The 19814-nt window shown below is 48.3% G+C and carries 17 protein-coding genes and 2 other annotated features; of the genes, 7 read left to right on the top strand and 10 right to left on the bottom strand.

Annotation, left to right across the window (positions count from 1 at the left end; translation table 11 throughout):
* Position 1: 1 nt before the first annotated feature.
* Positions 2–640, bottom strand: a complete 639-nt coding sequence (locus BMY78_RS02290; RefSeq protein WP_090894304.1) for a 5-formyltetrahydrofolate cyclo-ligase — start codon at positions 638–640, stop codon at positions 2–4.
* A 278-nt stretch (positions 641–918) separates the two neighbouring features.
* Between BMY78_RS02290 and abc-f the strand changes: the two genes are divergently transcribed.
* Positions 919–2877 carry a ribosomal protection-like ABC-F family protein gene (gene abc-f / locus BMY78_RS02285; RefSeq protein ID WP_090894302.1) on the top strand — a complete coding sequence of 653 codons (1959 nt, stop codon included), beginning with the start codon at positions 919–921 and terminating at the stop codon, positions 2875–2877.
* Positions 2878–3400: 523 nt separating this feature from the next.
* Here abc-f and BMY78_RS02280 read toward each other — a convergent pair.
* The 7 genes from BMY78_RS02280 to BMY78_RS02240 form a co-directional block, all read right to left on the bottom strand.
* The gene (locus tag BMY78_RS02280) at positions 3401–4957 is read right to left on the bottom strand and encodes a 2-isopropylmalate synthase (RefSeq protein WP_090894300.1); all 1557 of its coding nucleotides are present in this window, start codon (positions 4955–4957) and stop codon (positions 3401–3403) included.
* A 212-nt stretch (positions 4958–5169) separates the two neighbouring features.
* Positions 5170–5515 (bottom strand) — a binding site (T-box leader).
* 65 nt (positions 5516–5580) lie between these two features.
* Positions 5581–5937, bottom strand: a binding site (T-box leader).
* An 86-nt stretch (positions 5938–6023) separates the two neighbouring features.
* Complete coding sequence (gene tsaD / locus BMY78_RS02265; RefSeq protein ID WP_090894294.1) at positions 6024–7079, bottom strand: tRNA (adenosine(37)-N6)-threonylcarbamoyltransferase complex transferase subunit TsaD; 1056 nt, start codon at positions 7077–7079, stop codon at positions 6024–6026.
* Positions 7076–7597, bottom strand: a complete 522-nt coding sequence (rimI, locus tag BMY78_RS02260; protein ID WP_090894292.1) for a ribosomal protein S18-alanine N-acetyltransferase — start codon at positions 7595–7597, stop codon at positions 7076–7078. Before rimI ends, tsaD begins: the two co-directional genes overlap by 4 nt.
* A gap of 16 nt (positions 7598–7613) precedes the next feature.
* The gene (gene tsaB, locus BMY78_RS02255; protein WP_090901919.1) at positions 7614–8462 is read right to left on the bottom strand and encodes a tRNA (adenosine(37)-N6)-threonylcarbamoyltransferase complex dimerization subunit type 1 TsaB; all 849 of its coding nucleotides are present in this window, start codon (positions 8460–8462) and stop codon (positions 7614–7616) included.
* A gap of 2 nt (positions 8463–8464) precedes the next feature.
* Positions 8465–8947 carry a tRNA (adenosine(37)-N6)-threonylcarbamoyltransferase complex ATPase subunit type 1 TsaE gene (tsaE, locus tag BMY78_RS02250; RefSeq protein ID WP_053783473.1) on the bottom strand — a complete coding sequence of 161 codons (483 nt, stop codon included), beginning with the start codon at positions 8945–8947 and terminating at the stop codon, positions 8465–8467.
* A gap of 191 nt (positions 8948–9138) precedes the next feature.
* Positions 9139–9315 carry an H-type small acid-soluble spore protein gene (locus BMY78_RS02245; RefSeq protein ID WP_053783520.1) on the bottom strand — a complete coding sequence of 59 codons (177 nt, stop codon included), beginning with the start codon at positions 9313–9315 and terminating at the stop codon, positions 9139–9141.
* Between the two features lie 5 nt (positions 9316–9320).
* Positions 9321–9617, bottom strand: a complete 297-nt coding sequence (locus tag BMY78_RS02240) for a hypothetical protein (RefSeq protein WP_090894289.1) — start codon at positions 9615–9617, stop codon at positions 9321–9323.
* Positions 9618–9814: 197 nt separating this feature from the next.
* Here BMY78_RS02240 and BMY78_RS02235 point away from each other — a divergent pair, with 197 nt between their 5' ends.
* From BMY78_RS02235 to ligD, 5 genes are all read left to right on the top strand, one after another.
* The gene (locus BMY78_RS02235; protein ID WP_090894287.1) at positions 9815–10726 is read left to right on the top strand and encodes a non-homologous end joining protein Ku; all 912 of its coding nucleotides are present in this window, start codon (positions 9815–9817) and stop codon (positions 10724–10726) included.
* 303 nt (positions 10727–11029) lie between these two features.
* On the top strand, positions 11030–11899 hold the full coding sequence (locus tag BMY78_RS02230) for a VOC family protein (RefSeq protein WP_090894285.1): 870 nt from the start codon (positions 11030–11032) through the stop codon (positions 11897–11899).
* Between the two features lie 217 nt (positions 11900–12116).
* Positions 12117–13214, top strand: coding sequence for a GerAB/ArcD/ProY family transporter (locus BMY78_RS02225; protein WP_177185631.1), 1098 nt, complete (start codon positions 12117–12119; stop codon positions 13212–13214).
* A gap of 69 nt (positions 13215–13283) precedes the next feature.
* Entirely contained in the window at positions 13284–14249 is a 966-nt protein-coding gene (locus BMY78_RS02220) for an ATP-dependent DNA ligase (RefSeq protein WP_090894281.1), read from the top strand.
* Positions 14250–14324: 75 nt separating this feature from the next.
* Positions 14325–15215, top strand: coding sequence for a non-homologous end-joining DNA ligase (ligD, locus tag BMY78_RS02215; protein ID WP_090894278.1), 891 nt, complete (start codon positions 14325–14327; stop codon positions 15213–15215).
* A gap of 59 nt (positions 15216–15274) precedes the next feature.
* On the opposite strand, the gene BMY78_RS02210 is transcribed toward ligD, so the two are convergent.
* The gene (locus BMY78_RS02210) at positions 15275–16183 is read right to left on the bottom strand and encodes a YitT family protein (RefSeq protein ID WP_090894276.1); all 909 of its coding nucleotides are present in this window, start codon (positions 16181–16183) and stop codon (positions 15275–15277) included.
* 346 nt (positions 16184–16529) lie between these two features.
* A complete protein-coding gene (gene cls / locus BMY78_RS02205; protein WP_090894273.1) occupies positions 16530–17969 on the bottom strand; it encodes a cardiolipin synthase in 1440 nt (479 codons plus the stop codon).
* A 376-nt stretch (positions 17970–18345) separates the two neighbouring features.
* Here cls and BMY78_RS02200 point away from each other — a divergent pair, with 376 nt between their 5' ends.
* Entirely contained in the window at positions 18346–19704 is a 1359-nt protein-coding gene (locus tag BMY78_RS02200) for a hemolysin family protein (protein ID WP_090894270.1), read from the top strand.
* Positions 19705–19814 lie beyond the last annotated feature (110 nt).

The raw sequence follows: 19814 nt of genomic DNA, 5'->3' as shown, positions 1-19814 counted from the left end.
TTTATTCGATATGTAATATACCTTCGGTTGTTATCAACAGATCAATCCGCAGATCAAGCGGGTCCATCGGAATTTCATCTTGAAGCTGGCCTGGCAATACCAATGCAGCCATCCGTGGTCTTTTGTCCGTCATCGCACATTTCGCTGCAAGCGTCTCGGCAAAACGGTCATAATAACCGCCGCCATAACCGATGCGCCCTCCTTGAAGGTCATATCCCAGCCCCGGTACGATGACAAGATCGATATCCGGCCAGCAATCAGGTTGCAGCACTTCACAGGAATCCTTGGGTTCAGGTATTCCCCATATTCCCGGCTGAATATCCTGTTCACCCATGACACGCCGCAACTCCATGCGAGCCGGATTCGCCAGCACTTTCGGTGCGAGCATTCGATCTCCATGCTTCCAGCCCTCTTCAAATAAAAAGGCCGTAGATGCTTCGCTTCCATAAGACAAATAGCTAAAAATCACAAGCCGCTTGTTCCCCAGCTTCCATTTGTCCCGTCTAAGGCGCTCCAGCTCCCGCTTCGTCACATGATTAATCTCAGTTATCACCTGCTGACGCATGCTTTCATCCATCAGATCCCGGCTCTGTCTCAGCTTGGAACGAAGGCGGCTTTTCTGTTCCGTATGATCCTGCATGTCCTTGAATAACCTCCTGTTGATCGGGAAGGTAAACTAGCTCTCCATTAAAACCATTTATATGTTATGCACCAGTTGTCATCATGTTGGAATCGTTAAAATGATTCATTTTCTGCAAAATCCTCATGTATTAACATGCCTTCTTTCAGTTTATCATTGATTGACCAAAAAGACTACACGCCCCAGGCACTCCTAATCGGTGCATTTGCTCTGTATTTCATGTAAACTGGGATATAGTTGTCATATCAAGAACTGGACCTATGGAGGAACTTAATTTTATGCTGCTGCAAGTATCCGGAATTATCAAACGTTTTGGTGTCGATCCAATCCTGGACGGCGTGAACTTACAAATATTAGAACGCGAGCGCATCGGCCTCGTTGGGGTTAACGGTGCAGGGAAATCCACTTTGCTCAAAATCGTGGCTGGGGAAATGTCCTATGATGGCGGACAGATTTTCAAATCCAAGGAAACAACGCTTGGTTACCTCGCCCAGAACAGCGGACTGCAATCCGATCGCTCCATATGGGAAGAAATGATGAACGTATTCGCCCATCTGACCCAGGCTGAAGCGGATTTGCGTCAGATGGAGCAGGATATTGCTGACCCCTCGCAGATGGAAGATGAAAAAAAGTATGCCGATCTGCTTGAACGTTATGCTAAACGCTCGGACTGGTTCAAGGATCATGGCGGTTATGAGATGGAGACCCGCATTCGCAGTGTACTGCACGGAATGGGCTTTGGTGAATTTTCACCTGATACCCAGATTGCCACACTGAGCGGTGGGCAAAAGACACGGCTTGCGCTTGCTCGCATTTTGCTTCAGGCCCCTGACCTGCTCATGCTGGACGAGCCTACCAACTATCTCGACATTGCCACCCTCACGTGGCTGGAAGATTACCTCAGAGGTTATTCCGGCGCGCTGCTGGTAGTATCCCATGACCGGTATTTCCTTGACCGGCTTGTAACAACCATTGTGGAGATCGAACGACACCGCTCCAAAAAATATACCGGCAATTACAGTAGGTACATGGAACTGAAAGCTGCGGAGTACGAAAGCCAGATGAAGCAATACGAGAAACAACAGGATGAAATCTCCAAAATGGAGGACTTTGTTCAGAAGAATATCGTGCGTGCTTCAACGACCAAACGGGCACAGAGCCGCCGCAAAGCACTTGATAAGATGGAACGGCTCGACAAACCGATGGGAGATCTGAAGAAAGCTCATTTCTCTTTTGAGACGGCTGTCATGTCCGGTAAAGAAGTGCTCCGTGTGGATCAGCTTTCCGTGGCCTACGATGAGGCTTCGCCGTTGTTCCGCAATGTATCTTTTGATCTAAGACGCGGGGAAACGGTTGCTTTAATCGGTCCAAACGGTATAGGTAAATCCACCTTGCTCAAATGCCTCACTGGAAGTTTGCGTCCTGTAAGCGGTGAGATCCAATGGGGTACCAAGGTGCAGATTGGCTATTACGATCAGGAGCAGACGGGGCTTAATCCTTCCAATACGGTATTGGAAGAGCTGTGGAGTGCCTATCCAGGCATGGAGGAAGCACGGATTCGTACGGTGCTGGGCAACTTCCTGTTCAGTGGAGATGATGTACTCAAAAAGATCTCATCGCTCAGCGGTGGAGAAAAAGCTCGTGTCTCCCTCTCCAAGCTCATGCTCAAGGAAGCCAATATGCTCATTCTGGATGAGCCTACGAACCATCTTGACCTGTTCGCCAAAGAAGTACTTGAAGCAGCACTGATGGACTATGAAGGCACGTTGCTGTTCATCTCGCATGACCGGTATTTCCTCAATAAAATGGCTGAGCGCATTGTTGAACTGCATCCGGGTGGAACAGAACATTACCTGGGCAATTATGATGACTATGTGGAGAAGAAACAGGAACTTGAAGATATCGCTCGCGAAGCGGCTGAAGCACGCCTTGCCTCTTCCAAAAACTCGGCTAAGTCTGATCCAGCCCTATCCGCAACCGAAAAATCCGGAGCCGCCTCATTCGAAGCGGACAAGCAGGCCAAGCGCGAAGAACGTAACCGCCAGCGCAAGCAGGAAGCTCTGGAACAACAGATTTCGAAGCTGGAAACGGAGATTACGGAGCTTGAGGCTCAGATGGCCCTGCCTGAAATATATCAGGATTACATGAAGCTGCAAGAACTTCAGGAGAAGGCAGAGGATCACAAGCTTCAACTTGCCAAGGCTTATGAAGAGTGGGAAGAATTAGCTTTGGAATAAGAAACCAAATAGAATGGACTTGATATCAAAAGCTGATTCCTAAATGGAATCAGCTTTTTTTGTTGAACATAAAGCAGGACGGATTGGAGTAGAATGATTCCCCATTTGTCAAATCTACTCGAATCAAGTAAAATATTTTTGCATTGTACAGCTTCTCATTTATCCACAGAAAAGCAAGATAGCAAGCAATTGAATTTATTTAATTATACGGCGGTAGAATAGCTTTTTGCACACAAAAACCATATTTATCCACCAAGTTATCCACGTTATCCACAACTTTGTGGATATAACCCGGCCATTCTATCCCCCAAAACCCATTATTATCGAAAACATTACTGGTTTGACTTTGAGATAGTTACCCACAATTTATACTGAATATGTGGATAACTATAATCACATCTTGACAAACACATTCGTGCTTTCAATTTTTTTCTCCTATAAAGGACAAAAGCAGACCTTTGTATTTAAGGCCTGCCTCTGTTCTTCTTTTAATCAGAAAGTGATGTGATTTGCCGGAATACTTTTACGCATGCACGGATTCATCCATTTCGAAAGTCTCCGCCTTTAGTCCGGCCGCATTACAAGCTGCAACATACGCCAGACCCGCAGCCATGACAATATCATTGTGCGTGGCGGTTCCTCTGAATTCACGTCCTGCACGCTCCACGGTAACCGCAGCTTCTGCACTCGCAGCCTCTCCTCCGCTCAGTGCGTGCATTTCCATATCGACAAACGTAATGTCGTCCGAGATACTTTGACCAATCGCACGAATCGTTGCATCTACCGGACCACCGCCAACGGCAGAATAGGATTGCTCCCCTGCGCTCGTGCGAATACGAACTGCTGCCATTCGATCCGTCATGCTGCCCGCCGTAACCTGCAATTCAACCAGTTCATAATCCTGTGCAGGAATATTCATGGTCTGGCTCACCATCTGCAATAACTGGTCATCACTGACCACCTTCTGTTGATCGGCGGTTTCTTTAAATATCTCATACAGTTGTTCCATTTGCTGCTCATCCGGTTCAAAGCCATATTTGCGAACCCGATCCTTCAAAGCGTGACGCCCGGAATGTTTGCCCAGAATAATCATGCTGCGTGGAATGCCCAGCGCTTCCGGGTCCATAATCTCATACGTACTCCGATTCTTGAGCAGACCATCCTGGTGAATACCAGACTCATGCTGGAAGGCATTGCGCCCTACTACCGGTTTGTTGTAGGCAATCGGGAAATGCATCGCACGGCTAATTTGACGAGAAGTCTCATACAACTGGTTCAGTTTGATATTTGTGGTTGCGCCGATTACATCTCCCCGTGTCTCCAGAGCCATAATCAGCTCCTCCAGGGCACAGTTGCCCGTCCGTTCTCCCACACCGTTGATGGTTACTTCAATCTGGGAAGCACCGTTGGCGATCGCAGCCAGACTGTTGGCAACCGCAAGTCCCAGATCGTTATGACAGTGTGCGCTGTAACGTACCTTGTCTCCGCCTCTTGCACCCTCACGTACCTGACGGAACATCTCTCCATATTCATGCGGCAATGCATACCCGACCGTATCTGGCAAATTGATAATACTTGCTCCTGCTTCAATAGCTACTTCAACCATCTCAATCAGATCATCCATCTTTGTACGAGCCGCATCCATGGCGGTGAACTCCACAATATCCGTGAACTGACGTGCATAGGAGACCATCTCCCGGGCAGTAGCCACGACTTCACTACGCGGTCGGCGCAGTTGATGCTCAATATGGATGTCCGAAGAGGAGATAAACAGATGAATTCGGCGGCGCGCTGCGTCAGCCGTTGCTCGAACAGCTGCATCAATATCCCCTTTGACCGCACGTGCGAATCCGCAAATCTCCACGTTTTGCAATTGTCTGGAAATCGCCTGAACCGCCGCGAACTCACCTGGACTTGAGATCGGGAATCCAGGCTCGATGACGTCGATGCCCAGAGAAGCCAGTTGATGTGCCAGTTCAATTTTTTGTTCAGGCTGCAGACTCGCTCCCGGTGCTTGCTCTCCATCGCGCAGTGTTGTATCAAAAATCTCAATCATGCGTTTGTTATTGTTCGTTGTCATATTCATCAACCTCCATCAAATTTGAATGTATATTGGATTTTGGGGATGTGAACCAGGCGTTCACTTCCCGTTTTCTATGTTTATTCATTTTGCATTCCATGCCGATGTGCACGTCGACTTGCACGCCGGACATATTTCTTTGTCTGAACCATGATTGATTCCCATTGCCCACCCTGCTGCCGGCAGCAAACACAAATAACCCGCCATCTCATCTAAGAGACGGCGGGTTATTATCCCCTCCGCGGTACCACTCTTGCTTGATGGTCCAGGCTTGCGCCAGGCACCATCCACCTCGTCGTCTCCAGCTTAGCTCGGTTGCAGCTGCTTACACGCAACAATAACAGCCGATCCAGCTGGAGAAACACCCTATAACGGAGGTTAGCCGTTGCTGTGTACCACAATGTCCTTTGGTTACAAGAACAAGGGATGAGACATCGTCTCACTGCTTCCACAGCTCCGTTCCCGGGCGAGATTCAAACGATTCCAGCCACTGCGTCGCACCACCCCGCAGCTCTCTGTGCGCTTCATCGTTTTACTGCTCCCGTTCATTACATTTATGATATGTGACCATGCATTCATCACCATTTTGAAAATCAAAAAAGCCTGCCATCTCCTGCAATAATGCAAGAGACGACAGGCTGTTCACCTTCGCGGTACCACTCTTGTTGACTTTCATTTCCTTCGAGCTGATCCTGTATGCGTCCATACCGTTATCATTGCCCAAAGTGACAAAAGCCCCCTCAGTTATTGTTGATCTTCGACCGATATGTTATCCGGCTTCATCAACAACGGCCCATTCACGGAGGCAACCCGTAACCATGTACTTTGGGCCATCATCGGCCTTCGGCTTCTCCCGGGGAGTTACCGTGTTCCATCGTTCCGCTTCCAGGTGAGTTTCAGGTTTCCTTCGACTGCGTTGCACCACCCCGCAGCTCTCTATGACCGGGAATTACCCTACTGTTCCTGTTCATTGCGTTTCAGTTCAGGAATCTGAATTCCTGTTTTAATTGTAATTAATATACAGTCTTCACTTGAGACTGTCAAGTCTTCAAATACATGAATTATTCTACAGCGATTGAACAGACCATGCCTCAAGTGAAAGTCCCGGATCAGCCTTGGCATCGAATTCCGAGATTTCTCCCCGCTGCCATTTCAAATACGCCGCAGCTCCAATCATGGCGGCATTGTCGGTACAATACTCCATTGGCGGGATCAGCAATTCGAGCCCTTCCTTCGCACAACGCTCCTGCAAAGCTGAACGCAATCCGCGGTTTGCAGCAACGCCACCGCATAACAGCAATTGACGCGATCCATATTCACGGACAGCCCTTACCGCTTTTTCTACCAGCACTTCGACGACAGCTTCCTGAAAGCCTCTTGCCACAGCGGATGGTTCAAGCGTTTCTCCACGCATTTTGGCTTGGTTCAAAACATTCAGTACAGCAGACTTCAGGCCGCTAAGGCTGAAATCATACGAATCGGCTTCCAGCCAGACGCGTGGCAAAGGTACCACCTGCTCTGCTTCAGCAGCCATCCGGTCCACATGCGGTCCTCCCGGATAAGGACAACCCAGTGCACGCGCCACTTTGTCATAAGCCTCGCCTACAGCATCGTCACGCGTACGTCCGATCAGTTTGAACTTGCCTTCGGATTCCATATGCACAAGCTCGGTATGACCACCTGAAACCACCAGTGCCATCGCTGGATATTGCAGCTCATGGGTAAGTCTGTTGGCATAGATATGTCCCGCAATATGATGTGTGCCAATGAGCGGTTTGCCAAGGGCCATGGCCATGGTTTTCGCAGCTACGATGCCGACCAGCAATGCACCAACCAGTCCAGGCCCTTGCGTCACAGCAATCGCACTTAGATCACGCGGACGGATGCCGGATTGCTCAATAGCCTGTTCCAACATCAGTGTAATGACTTCCACGTGTTTACGCGAAGCCACTTCAGGCACAACCCCGCCAAATGCCTTATGTGTCTCGATCTGACTGGAGATCAGATTGGACAACACTTCCCGTCCATCCTTGACTACCGCTACGGATGTTTCATCACAGCTTGTCTCCACGGCCAATATATAAGATGGTGCTGAACTTACCTTTTCATTGAAATCCTTCATGAATCCGTTACGCTTCCTTCCTCTTCGCCGCTCCGGCTCGCAGGCGGCAAATTCGCCCACATAATCATCGCATCTTCCCCATTGTCGGAGTAATACCCTTTGCGAAGACCAGCCGATTCAAACCCTTTTTTCTGATACAAGCTCTGGGCAATCCGATTCGAAACCCTGACTTCCAGCGTCATGCGCTCCATCCCGAGATAAGCCGCTGTTCTCATCAGTTCGTCCAGTAGTTTCTCGCCGAGCTTGCGTCCACGATAAGCTTCACGGACAGCGATATTGGTAATGTGGGCTTCATCCATGATCGTCCACATGCCGGCATAGCCGATCGCTGTACCTTCCAATTCCATAACCATATATTTAGCAAAATGATTGTGTGTCAATTCATTCTGAAATGCTTCTTCCGTCCAGGGCAGGGTGAAGGCCTCATGTTCAATAATCATGACATCGGGAATATCCTCCAGCGTCATGAACCTGAACTGAAGCGCTGCTTCCTGCTCGTCACTCTCCACGTTGTCCATCTGCTTCCCCTCCCTTTTAGCCTTTGCGCAGCAGGTTGGCTTCCGCTTCAGCCAGCTGGGTATAGTTCGGCACGAGCGCATGCACGTCATCTCGCTGACCTGCAAGCAGCGCCTCGGCGCCTAAGCGCCCAACCCAACGGCCCTCCAGCTCATAGGGTACGAGCTGGAGCGCCGTTCCTGCGGGGCAGCGAAGCTCAGCCGCTGCTGCCGCATGCGGGCCCGTCTCGCCGACAATCCAGACGGCAGCGGGCCGCTCTTCCGGCGCCGCTTCCGCCATGCGGGCGGCGAGGGCTTCCAGCCATCCGTCCACCAGACGGATGGCATCGGGCGCCAGCCGCCGGGGCGCAGCGCTCCCGGCGGAGGCGAACAGCGCGGTATAGGCTTGACCGCGCCGCGCATCCACAAGCGGAACGATCCAGTGGACAGGGGCGGCACCTGTGCCGCCCTGATCCGCGGATGGCGTTCCGCCAGCCCCTGCTGCGGCATCCCCTGCCGCAGCTTCGGCCTTGGCGGCGAGGCCGCTGTGCCAGCCGCCCCAGGCCAGGGCCTGAAGGCTGGACACCCCGACAACGGGGATGTCCCACGCCCAGGCCAGCGTCTTCGCCGCGGTCACCGCAATGCGGATGCCCGTGTACGATCCCGGGCCAATGCCGACGGCAACGCCGTCCAGCTGTCCTGGCTGCGTGCCGCTGGCTTCCAGCAGCTGCTCCATCACAGGCACGACGTGTACCGAATGGTTGCGTTCTGCCCGTTCATTGCGTTCTTCCAGAAGGGCGTGGCCTTCCATCACTGAGGCTGCCATCACCGCAGTCGAGGTATCCAACGCCAAAAACCGCTGGCGCGGCTGTTTTTGTAAATCTTCCATCATCATTTGACTCCATTCTGTCTGAACTGTCGGCACATGGCAGCATACGTCTCGCCATACCCATCCAGCGTAATCGTTCGATCCTCCGGACCGGTCGTCTCGATCTGCACATGCAAGTGTTCCTGCGGCAGCAATTCGGGAATGATGCTGGACCATTCCACCAGACTGACTCCGGCACCATAGAAATACTCATCCAGTCCAAGCTCGTCCGCTTCTTCCAGCGATATGCGGTACACATCCATGTGATATAAGGGCAGACGCCCTTCATATTCCTTGATCAGTGTAAACGTGGGGCTGTTAACCACATCACGTACACCCAAATGCCATGCAAACTTTTGTGAAAATGCCGTTTTGCCCGCGCCCAGATCACCGTCCAGTGCAATCACCATGCCGGCGGTTGCCTGTTCAGCGAGTGCGGACGCGAGTACTTCTGTATCTGCAATGCCATGGGAGTGATACACCCACTGCTCATGCGTCTGATTCAATATACGCCCCACCTTTGGCGGTCAAGCCGCCTGAGTTCACTTTGAACTTTATTATATCGGTCCCATTCTCCCCCCGCAACATCGAAGGATCAGAAGCAGAACGGAAGACAGGCCACCATTCACACGAACGACAAATAAACCGGCACCTGACGGCACCGGCCTTTCCTGACATCCTTTACCAAACGTCTCTTTTACTCTTCCAAACGATCTACACGTACCGTCTGGGTATTCCCCGGTCTGCTGCCCACTTGCACCGTTGCCATACCATTCGCTTCATCCACATTTTCGATCCAGACCGGATCTCCTTCTAATGTAACTGCAATCGTATCTTTGGAATCATAAATGGCTTTCGCACGTTTAACATCCATCATTATTATTCATACTCCCCTTCCGGATCTTCATGTGATTCCCGTACCATGCTATCTGTCGTACTGTCACCGATATAACCGTTATCTTCCGTAACTTGTCCACCGCCCAAACCCTCATTCACCATCCGGTCAATGTCAAGCATGAACGACTCCCGGTCAAGCGGCAGTTCTTCTGAGGTAATAGCCTCCCAGTTAACCGCTGTTGCAGGCGTATGAAAATCTTCAGACCCTTCCGACTCGGCACGAGGATACGGAGAGAACGTATGGGCGTGAGCTTCAGCTTCGTCTCGTTTGTTCTTCATAGGGGTACCTCCTGACGTGATAGTTGATAACTAACATCATCCTCTTTCAAACCCAGCGTTTTAGATCGCAGATCTTAAAGGATGTTTCTGTTATCATCCCCCACTCTTTCTGAAGCATACCGTTCCGGTGAAATAGGGTTATCCCGCCCACGAAATGCCCATACTATTCATAAAATGTTCTCGGAAAGGAGCCGTTCATGCATACAGTCTGGAAAGGTGCCATCAGCTTTGGTCTGGTTCATGTTCCTGTCAAAATGTTTTCGGCTACCGAAGACAAAGACATCTCCATGCGTTATATTCACAAAGTCTGCGGCAGTCCACTTGCTTATGTACGTAAATGCCCTTCCTGCGAAGTTGAGGTTCAATGGGAAGAAATCACCAAAGGATATGAATATGAGAAAGGCAAATTCGTTTTGTTCGAAAAGGACGAGCTTGAAGCGTTAAATGATTCCAGCAGCAAAACCATTACCATTCTGGATTTTGTGGATTTAACGGAAATTGATCCGATTTATTTTCAAAAAACGTATTATCTATCCCCCGATCAGGCGGGAGGAAACGCCTACCAGCTATTAATGACAGCCATGCGGGATACAGGAAAGATCGGCATCGCCAAGATATCGATTCGTTCCAAAAGCAGTTTGGCTGCCATCCGTGTGCTGGACGATTGCCTCTCCATGGAAACCATTTTCTATCCGGATGAGATCCGTCCCGTCTCTCAGGTTCCCAACCTGCCCGAGGTTCTGAACGTAAACGAGAAGGAATTGACGATGGCCAAACTGCTGATCGATCAATTATCTACTCCTTTTGAACCCGGAAAATATACAGATGACTATCGCGCCAAACTGCTGGATCTGATCAATCACAAAGTGGCCGGTGAAGAAATCAAAATTGCTCCGGCCAAGCCGGAAGCCAATGTCATGGATCTCATGGCAGCGCTGCAAGCAAGTATTGAAGCTGTGAAGCCCATTCCATCCGATCCCGGAACCACCACAGCCAAACCTAAGAAACGAGCTCCCAAGAAAACGTCGGTCCAAGCAGCGGCTGGAGGAGAAACAGAGGCTCCTGCTCCTTCGAAAAGAAAGAAGGCTGCTCCTAAGCCCAAGGCTTAAACAGCAAACAGCACAGGATTCACTTGTCACTAACATTAACATTGGAAATCCGGCTATGGAGCCGGATTTTTGTTTTGCATTCCATGTTTGCAGCAGTCCTCACACAAGAATGATCCCACTACGATGGAAAATACAATTGACGAAAGTTGATTTATATTTTATATTAACTTATGAAAAGTAACTTATTTATAAATGTACAGTTGAGTCTCCTATCTACATGAGCTATGACATTACAATAGTCTGTTTCATTACCAATGCGAGAACCGTAAAAACAACTACACTTGTTTACAGGAGGAAATCCTTATGACTTCTACTTATCAAATTCCTGCTACAACCCATCTGGGTGAAGTAAGTCTGCGAATCAGCAATTTGGATCGATCCATTCAATTTTATACCGAGGTGGTCGGACTGAAACTGCTTGAACGCAGCGAAAAAGTCGCTACCATGACAGCCGATGGAAAGCATTCGCTTTTGCGCCTTGAGCAGTTAGCCAATGCAGTGACGATGCCTGTTCGCTCCACAGCAGGTCTGTATCACTTCGCCATCCTGCTGCCTGACCGCAAATCGCTGGGTCTTGCCCTCCGCAATCTGGCTGAGTCGGGCATTGAAATTGGTCAGGGTGATCATCTGGTCAGTGAAGCATTCTACATTTCCGACCCGGATCAGAACGGTATCGAGATCTATGCAGACCGTGCACGGGACACTTGGAAGCGGGATGCAGATAATAACTACATTATGTCAAGTGATCCTGTTGATGTAGACAGCCTGTTCGCTCTGGCCGCGAACGAGCCTTGGCAGGGATTGCCTGCCGGAACCGTTATTGGTCATGTTCATTTCCACGTACGTGGTCTGGAAGAATCGCGCCGCTTCTATACAGGCGTGCTTGGTTTCGACATCGTTGGTAACTTCGCCAACATGTCTGCCCTGTTTGTGTCCGCAGGCGGTTATCACCATCACATCGGACTGAACATTTGGGCTGGTACAGGCGCACCTGTGACTCCGGCCAATGCGACAGGCATTGACTACTTCACTATCATTTATGACGGAAAAGAATCATTGGAACAAGCTGTTGAACAACTACGTCAATCAAACGCATCGATCGAACAGCAAGGTAAGGACTGGTTTACTGTAGACCCGCAGAATATTCGCATTCGCTTGACCACAACGAACTAACACGGGAAATCCGTGACAATAATATTGTGTATGAAGCTGCGTACTCTGATTAGCCCGGACACCAATTCCCTCGCTCCATATAGGGAATTCAGTTGCCCGGGCTTTTTTGCCTACCTTTTATTATGTTGATATATGCCTTTATCCATTTCCTAATAAAATTGGTGCAATTGGCGCATCCTAACCAAATATCTAGATCGACATGCGAAGGAGAACCCATATGATTGAGAAGGGGCGTTTAACCGTAAGACAACTGGGCTCACTGATGTTCTTATGCACGATTGGTGAGCAGATTATCGTCTTCCCCTCGATGATCACCTCATATGCACATCAGGATGCATGGTTGTCCGCAATATTGGGCGTTGCTGGAGGAGCCGGGGTTTTGTCCATTATGCTTGTTGTTTACAAACTGCAGCCCCGAATGAATCTGATTCAACATGCATTGCATACTCTTGGACCCTGGATCGGGGCCTTCATCAGCTCTTTTTATTTATTCTATTTTCTGATAAGTACCTCTGCGTTCATAAGGGAAATTGGGGATTTCATGACGACCCAGATCTTGCCTGAATCCCCGCTCTTCATTGTGAATTTGCTCTTTGTTTGTACTCTTGTCTGGGGACTCTTATCTGGTCTGGAGCCCATAGGCAGGAGCGCCGAGGTATTTCTTCCCCTGATCGTGCTGTTTCTGCTCATTCTGACCGTCTGTCTGTTCCCACAATCACATCTGGACAACATCAAGCCTGTTCTTGGAGAAGGCTTACTGAATCCCTTTAAAGGATTTGTCGCTGTGCTTACCTATCCTTATTGTGAATTGTGCATCTTTCTTATGCTCTTTCCTTATGCCAAAAAGGAAGCTCATTGGGAAAAGGATATCCTTCTGGCAGCCATCATAGGGGGATTAATGCTTACCCTAACGCTAACGATCTGCCTGTTGGTCATGGGGCCATTTATGACGCAGCACCATTGGTTCGCAGCATTTAATCTGTCGCTGAAGATCAATATAGGCAACTTTTTGCAGCGAATCGAAGCCTTTATGGCTTCCGTCTGGATTATTGCCGTGTTTTTCAAGAGCATTCTGTTCTTCTATAGCTTTGTACTCGGAATGACTCATCTCTTTAAATTGTCCAGCTATCGACCACTTATCTTGCCGGGCGCCCTGTTGATTCTGGCTATGTCCATTATTCTGGCTCCCAACGAGAACTTCTATCTCAAAGTTGTTATTCCGTATTGGATTGATTGGGACCTGACCTGTGGCATCGGAATTCCTCTGCTGCTCATTATGGTACATAAACTAAAGGTAAAGCTTCGGAAGGGCTAACCCCTGTTCCACTCAACTTAGATGATCAACCTCCAGACAGATTTGAAAGAGGAAAGGAGTTTTTGGCACATGTTCAATCCCCTGGTTCCTTTTGAACCTGTATCCCGAGATGTAATCCCTACCGGGCAAAACTGGATTGCCCAAATCAAATGGGATGGGGTCCGCATGCTTGCTTACGAGGACGGAAAGGGAATTCAGTTAATTAATCGCAGATTACACAACCGAACTGTACAATATCCTGAGCTGGTCCAGCCACGCAATCTGTGCTCCGTCCCTTCTTATATTTTGGATGGAGAGATTATTGCCCTTGACCCGGATACGGGAAAACCGTCCTTCTATCACGTGCTGCGGCGAGATCGCATGAGCAGACCGGATGGCATTGCCCAGGCTGTATACCAGATTCCAGTGACTTATATGGTATTTGATATTCTTTTCTGCGATGGGGCATGGGTCACAAATCAACCACTTGCAGATCGTCAGCGTCTGCTGCATCAAGTTCTGAATCCTGCTCCCCATGTTCAGGAGGTGACCAATACGTCAGATTCCGATGCCCTGCTCACTGTGATGAGACAGCACCAGATGGAGGGAATTGTATGCAAAGACCTTTCCAGCACCTATGCAATCAACGGTAAGGATCAACGCTGGCAGAAGGTCAAGATTTTCCACGACCTATATGCGATGATTGGCGGAGTCACCTACCGCAGCGGCATCGTGAATGCAATCGCAGTCGGTGTATACGATGGGCCTAACTTTGTCTATATTGGTCATGTCGGCACTGGTAAATTGAACTCGGACTCCTGGCGTAAACTAACCGAAGAAGTACAACCTCTCATCCGAAAGGTTAGACCCTTTCATAACATACCCGAGAGAAGCGCGGAGACGACATGGGTCGAACCAAGCATCGGCGTCAAAGTGCAATTCATGGAACTGACCCACCATTTCACCCTACGTCACCCAAGCATCCAGGCTTTTGCTTCGGTAAAGCGAGATGAGTGTCAAATCAGCCAGATCAGTCATCTTATTTCAGAACCATAAACCACCTTCCATCCGCCTGAAATAGTAAGAGGGCTTCCCTTAAAATCATACTTGTCACCAAAGGAGGTGTTCTTCATGGCCCATACAATAAAGGGCACCATAACCATTAATGGAATGGAGCTTACAGTGACCAATCCGGACAAGCTGTTATGGCCCGAAGCAGGTGTGACCAAGGCAATCTATTTGCAAAAGTTGGCGGCACTGGCTCCCTATCTGCTTACGTACACCCGAAATCGGCTGCTCACCACGATACGTTATCCACATGGTGCAGGCGGCCAGTTTTTCTATCAAAAAAATGCCCCGGAGCCCGTTCCGGAATTTGTACGAACCGAGATACATGACGGGATACGATATGTGGTGATGGAAAACCTTCCTGATCTGTTATGGCTTGGCAATCTGGCCGCTCTGGAATTTCATCCTTCCTTACACGCCGTAGACAACCATCTGCCTTGCGAGTGGATGATTGATCTCGATCCTTCGCAGGAAGAAGAACCTCGCATCATGCAGGCTGCACTGATCGTGGGGGAAACGCTGACTTCGCTTGGTCTGAGATCGGTACCGAAAACCTCCGGTGCCACAGGTGTACAGATTATTGTTCCGATCCGCCAAGGTGTAACCTTCGATGAGTTAAGGGACATCGGTTATTTTGTAGGCAAATACGTTACTCAAAAACATCCGGATCTATTTACACTGGAACGACTTAAAAAAGACCGGGGCGATCGTATTTATTTTGATTACCTCCAGCATTACGGCGGCAAAACGCTCGCAGCTCCTTACACTCCCCGCGCCAAACCAGGTGGTACTGTGTCTACTCCGCTCACATGGGATGAAGTTCGGAACAACGTTTCGGTCAAGGATTACCACTTGATGAACATCGTGGAACGCCTGACGCAGACCGGGGATCTGATCGCAGCTGTCGAACCCCAACCCGTTGAACTGGTCATCCAGCATTTAAAACAAAAATAGCCGGTCACCCTCAAACCAAGGGTACCGGCTATCTTTTCGTTTAGGCGCGATGAGATTCGCTAATGTATACCTTTTTTCTTGAAACGTCCGCCCTTCACATCGTGAATGTTACCAATCGCTACAAAGGCATGTGGGTCCCAATCTTCAACAATGGACTTCAGTTTAGCTTCTTCCAAACGGGTAATCACCACAAAGATAATTTTCTTCTCATCTCCACTGAAGCCGCCCTCTCCATCCAGGAAAGTGACGCCGCGACCAAGACGGTCTGTCAAGGCAGAACCAATATCACGGTATTTCTCACTGATAATCCATACCGATTTGGATTGATCCAATCCTTCATTCACAATATCAATCATCTTCATTGCAATATAATAAGCAATCATGGAATACAGGGCGTTTGGCCAGCCAAACACAAAACCTGCACCTGCAAAAATAAATACGTTAATGAACAGTACGATCTGACCTACAGACAATGGTGATTTCTCACTTAACAGAATAGCTACAATCTCCGTACCATCGAGTGAACCACCAGAACGAATGACGAGACCAACACCAACCCCCAAGATCAATCCGCCAAATACAGCTCCAAGCAGCGGTTCACCTGGCGTCAGTGCAGGAACGTGGTGTAACAATGATGTTCCAATCGACATTACGACGATCCCGAGCAGTGTAGATAACGCAAACGTTTTACCAATTTGTTTATATCCCAGAATCAGGAAAGGCAAGTTAAGCAAGGTCAGGAAAATTCCGAGTGGCAGATGTGTAATCTCTGACACCATAATCGAGATCCCTGTTATTCCCCCATCAATAACGCCATTCGGCACGAGAAATACTTCGAGTGACACAGCCATCAGTGCAGCACCGACCAGAATCATCACAATGCGCTGCAGAAGCTTCAGTGAAAACACCGAGCTCTTCACATTGCGGTCCGGCTTGGATGTTAGTTCTTTAACCGATACATTGGACATGGTATCCCCCCCGTTTTGATCAATATGTGAATCCATTTCATAAATCATTTAAGTACCCAGAGGAACCCTGCATACAGAGGAACAACACCGTTCCAACGCTATATGCACCCCGTTATAAAAGCACCTAAAGGCTATATGAAATGTATTCAAGTATGTCTTAATTCCGGTTGACACTTCCAAAAGAGAGCAAAAGGGAGCCTGTTTTCCCGCAGACTCCCCTCCTTCGCCAAGACATAATTTATATAAACATTATATCATAAAAGATCAAATTTGAGCAAAATAGTTAGCAAAAAGAAGATAAATTCACAAAAAGTGAATTTATCTTGAGAAATTCGCCCTATAACGGCTAAAGCAGCGGAGAAAGCATGCGAGAAAGCATTTCTGCCCCTTTTTGCCACCGTGAACGCTGCTGAAACGCCTTCACTTCAATCTGGCTGCATTCATCCAGATCACGCTCAAAATCCTCGGTCAGCCGGTCCATGGATGATGTCTCAAACAACACGGCGGTCAACTCAAAATTGCAGAAAAAGCTGCGCATATCCATATTGGCTGTACCTACCGTCGCAAGTAAATCATCCACAATCAGGACCTTGGCGTGTACAAAACCTTTGCGATATTGATAAAACTTCACTCCTGCACGTAACAATTCTTCCACATAGGACATAGACGCCAAATGCACCAGCCGGGAATCTGATTGATACGGAATGATGATTTTCACATCGACCCCACTGACGGCAGCCGTCTTAATAGCTTCGTATAATGCAGGATCTGGAATGAAATAGGGTGTTGTGATGTATATGCGTTCGGATGCCACCGAAATCGCTCCAAAGCACATTTCCTGAATAGCATCCCAGTCCTGATCCGGCCCGCTGGCCAGAATCTGAATCCGTTCTTCCCCACTGCATATATGTGGCGGGAATAGCTCTGTCAGTTGAGGCTCAGTAATCTGCTCGCCGGAAGCGAGCTTCCAGTCGTTCAAAAACGTATTTTGCAGGAAATATACGGCATCACCTTCGATCTGTACATGAGTATCGCGCCAGAAGCCAACCTCCGGATATTGTCCGAGATAATCATCACCTATATTAATCCCACCCACAAACCCAATCCTTCCATCCACCACAACAATTTTACGGTGATTCCGGTAGTTCACCCTCCGGTCAATCGTTGCAATGAGCGGCGGCAGAAAATAATGAAACTCCACACCTGCGTCCTGAAACTTGCGGATAAAGCTCCAGCTCATCTTGTGACTGCCGAGTCCATCGCAGATCAAACGTACTTTGACGCCTTCTTTTGCCTTGCGAATCATCACATCCTGAAACTTTGTACTGATGACATCATCCCGAAAAATATAAAATTCAACATGCAGATGGTGCTCTGCCTGTTCCATGGCCCTCAACATGGCTTCATATGTCTCTTCACCATTCGTCAGTATTTGACTCCGATTGCAGCCTGTAATTGGGCTCTCAGACAGGTGTGACAGCAAATTGAACAAACGGTGCTGATGGAGGTATCGGCTGCCCGACATCTGATCGGCATGCTCGATAATGTGAGCCTGCTCCCAGATCGTTTCCCGTATTTCCCGAAAGATTCGTGAACCGCCTTTACGGACCTTCTTACGTTTGCTGTAGTCCTGGGCGACAAAATAATACACAACAAAGCCGATCAAGGGTACACAGAATAAAATAAAAAGCCATGCCACAGCTTTCGCCGGATTGCGGAATTCCAGCAACAGAATGGTGGCTGCCTGAAAAGTAAATACGAGCAATATAATAACCAGCCAAAACATTCGGCTTCCTCCTCATGGCAAGGGGTAACCTTGCCGTTCTCTCTCACTGTACAAGCTTTGACGATAAAGCCTTTAGCTAATCATTAGATACCCAATGTATGCACTGTTCGTAACGTTTGCTTAGATAAAATTTTACATACACATCTGATCTGCAATGGCGCTCAGCCAGTTCATTCCATGCTTTGGCGTTGTATATTCTGACTGTGTTCCCCTCTACATATGATTCATTCCAGTCTGCCGATCAGCACTCCATCGCCATTTCGCACACTCTGTCTTCCAGACTCTTCCTCTTTTCTTGATCGGAAGGTGGTCTTCTTACGTAAAATTAGATATAATATTCGTTAAAAACTTATTACTTAAAGGAGAAGACTAGTTAATGGACAGTGAGAGGTATGCGTTAAATTTAGTATTGGTTGCTTTTTTGATAGGACTTTCGGCATTTTTTGTAGCGGTGGAATTTGCACTCGTAAGAATTCGCCCGAGCCGGATTGACCAAATGATTGCAGAAGGAAACAAGCGTGCCTTGGCTGTTAAACAAGCCGTTGCCAACTTGGATGGATATTTGTCCGCCTGTCAGTTGGGTATCACGATTACATCTCTGGGACTGGGCTGGCTGGGAGAACCCACGGTAGAGAAAATTCTCCACCCTGTGTTCGAAAGCATGAACATGCCGGAGGCAGTTTCTTCATTCTTATCGTTTGTTATTGCGTTTGTCGCCATCACGTATTTGCATGTGGTAGTTGGTGAACTTGCACCTAAAACGATTGCAATCCGTAAAGCCGAAGCCGTTGCTCTACTGACGTCTACACCTATCATCTGGTTTAACCGAATTATGTATCCTTTTATCTGGCTGTTAAACAGCTCAGCGAATCAACTGGTCAAGTTATTCGGAATCAAACCTGCATCGGAGCATGAAGATGCACACTCCGAAGAAGAATTACAGATTATCATCAATGAAAGCTTTGAGAGCGGCAAAATCAACCAAGCTGAGTTCGGATATGTAAGCCGGATTTTTGCTTTTGATGAGATGCTTGCCAAAGAAATCATGGTACCCCGGACTGATATGGTCTGCCTTTATGTCAATAGATCGAACGAGGAAAACTTGGATATTATCCGGCAAGAACAATACACCCGTTTTCCAGTGGTAAATGAGAGCAAAGACGATATTATCGGTATCATTAATACCAAACAATTTTTCTTGGAGTTATATGGAAACGAAGAACCTGTCGATCTGTCTTCCCTGATTCAGCCAGTATCGGCTGTTCACGAAACGACACCGGTCAAGGATCTGCTCAAGAAAATGCAGAAGGATGGCGTGCATATTGCCGTTCTGGTTGATGAGTATGGAGGTACTTCCGGGATTGTAACGATTGAGGATGTGCTTGAACAGATTGTCGGTGAAATCCGGGATGAGTTCGACGCAGATGAAGTGGAGGATATTCAGGTCATCAATGAAAATTATGTCATTATGGATGGCAAGGTTTCGTTGTCCAAAGTAAACGACATGTTCACGTCAAACCTGGATGCAGATGAGTGGGATACCATTGGGGGATGGCTTTATAGCCATCGTCCAGAGATGAATGAACAGGAAGAATATGAGTTCGAGAATCTGACCTTCGTTTTGCTGGAAAAAGACAAGAATCGCTTCTACAAAGTCGCTGTTGTTCCCAAGGAACCACTGACCATGTCTGATTACACCGATGAAGACGATAAAGAGTCCAATTGGGTTAAATAAAGCAACTACTTCAATATATAATAAGAAGAGCACTTGCCTACATTGGTAAGTGCTCTTCTTATTATTTCTGGCTCAATGTATCACTTCCCCATGGTATCACTCAACCAAGA

The sequence above is a fragment of the Paenibacillus sp. OK076 genome, from assembly GCF_900110055.1.
Lineage (GTDB): Bacteria > Bacillota > Bacilli > Paenibacillales > Paenibacillaceae > Paenibacillus.
Note: the sequence above shows the minus strand (reverse complement) of the source record. Positions and strands in the feature narration are given on the sequence as shown.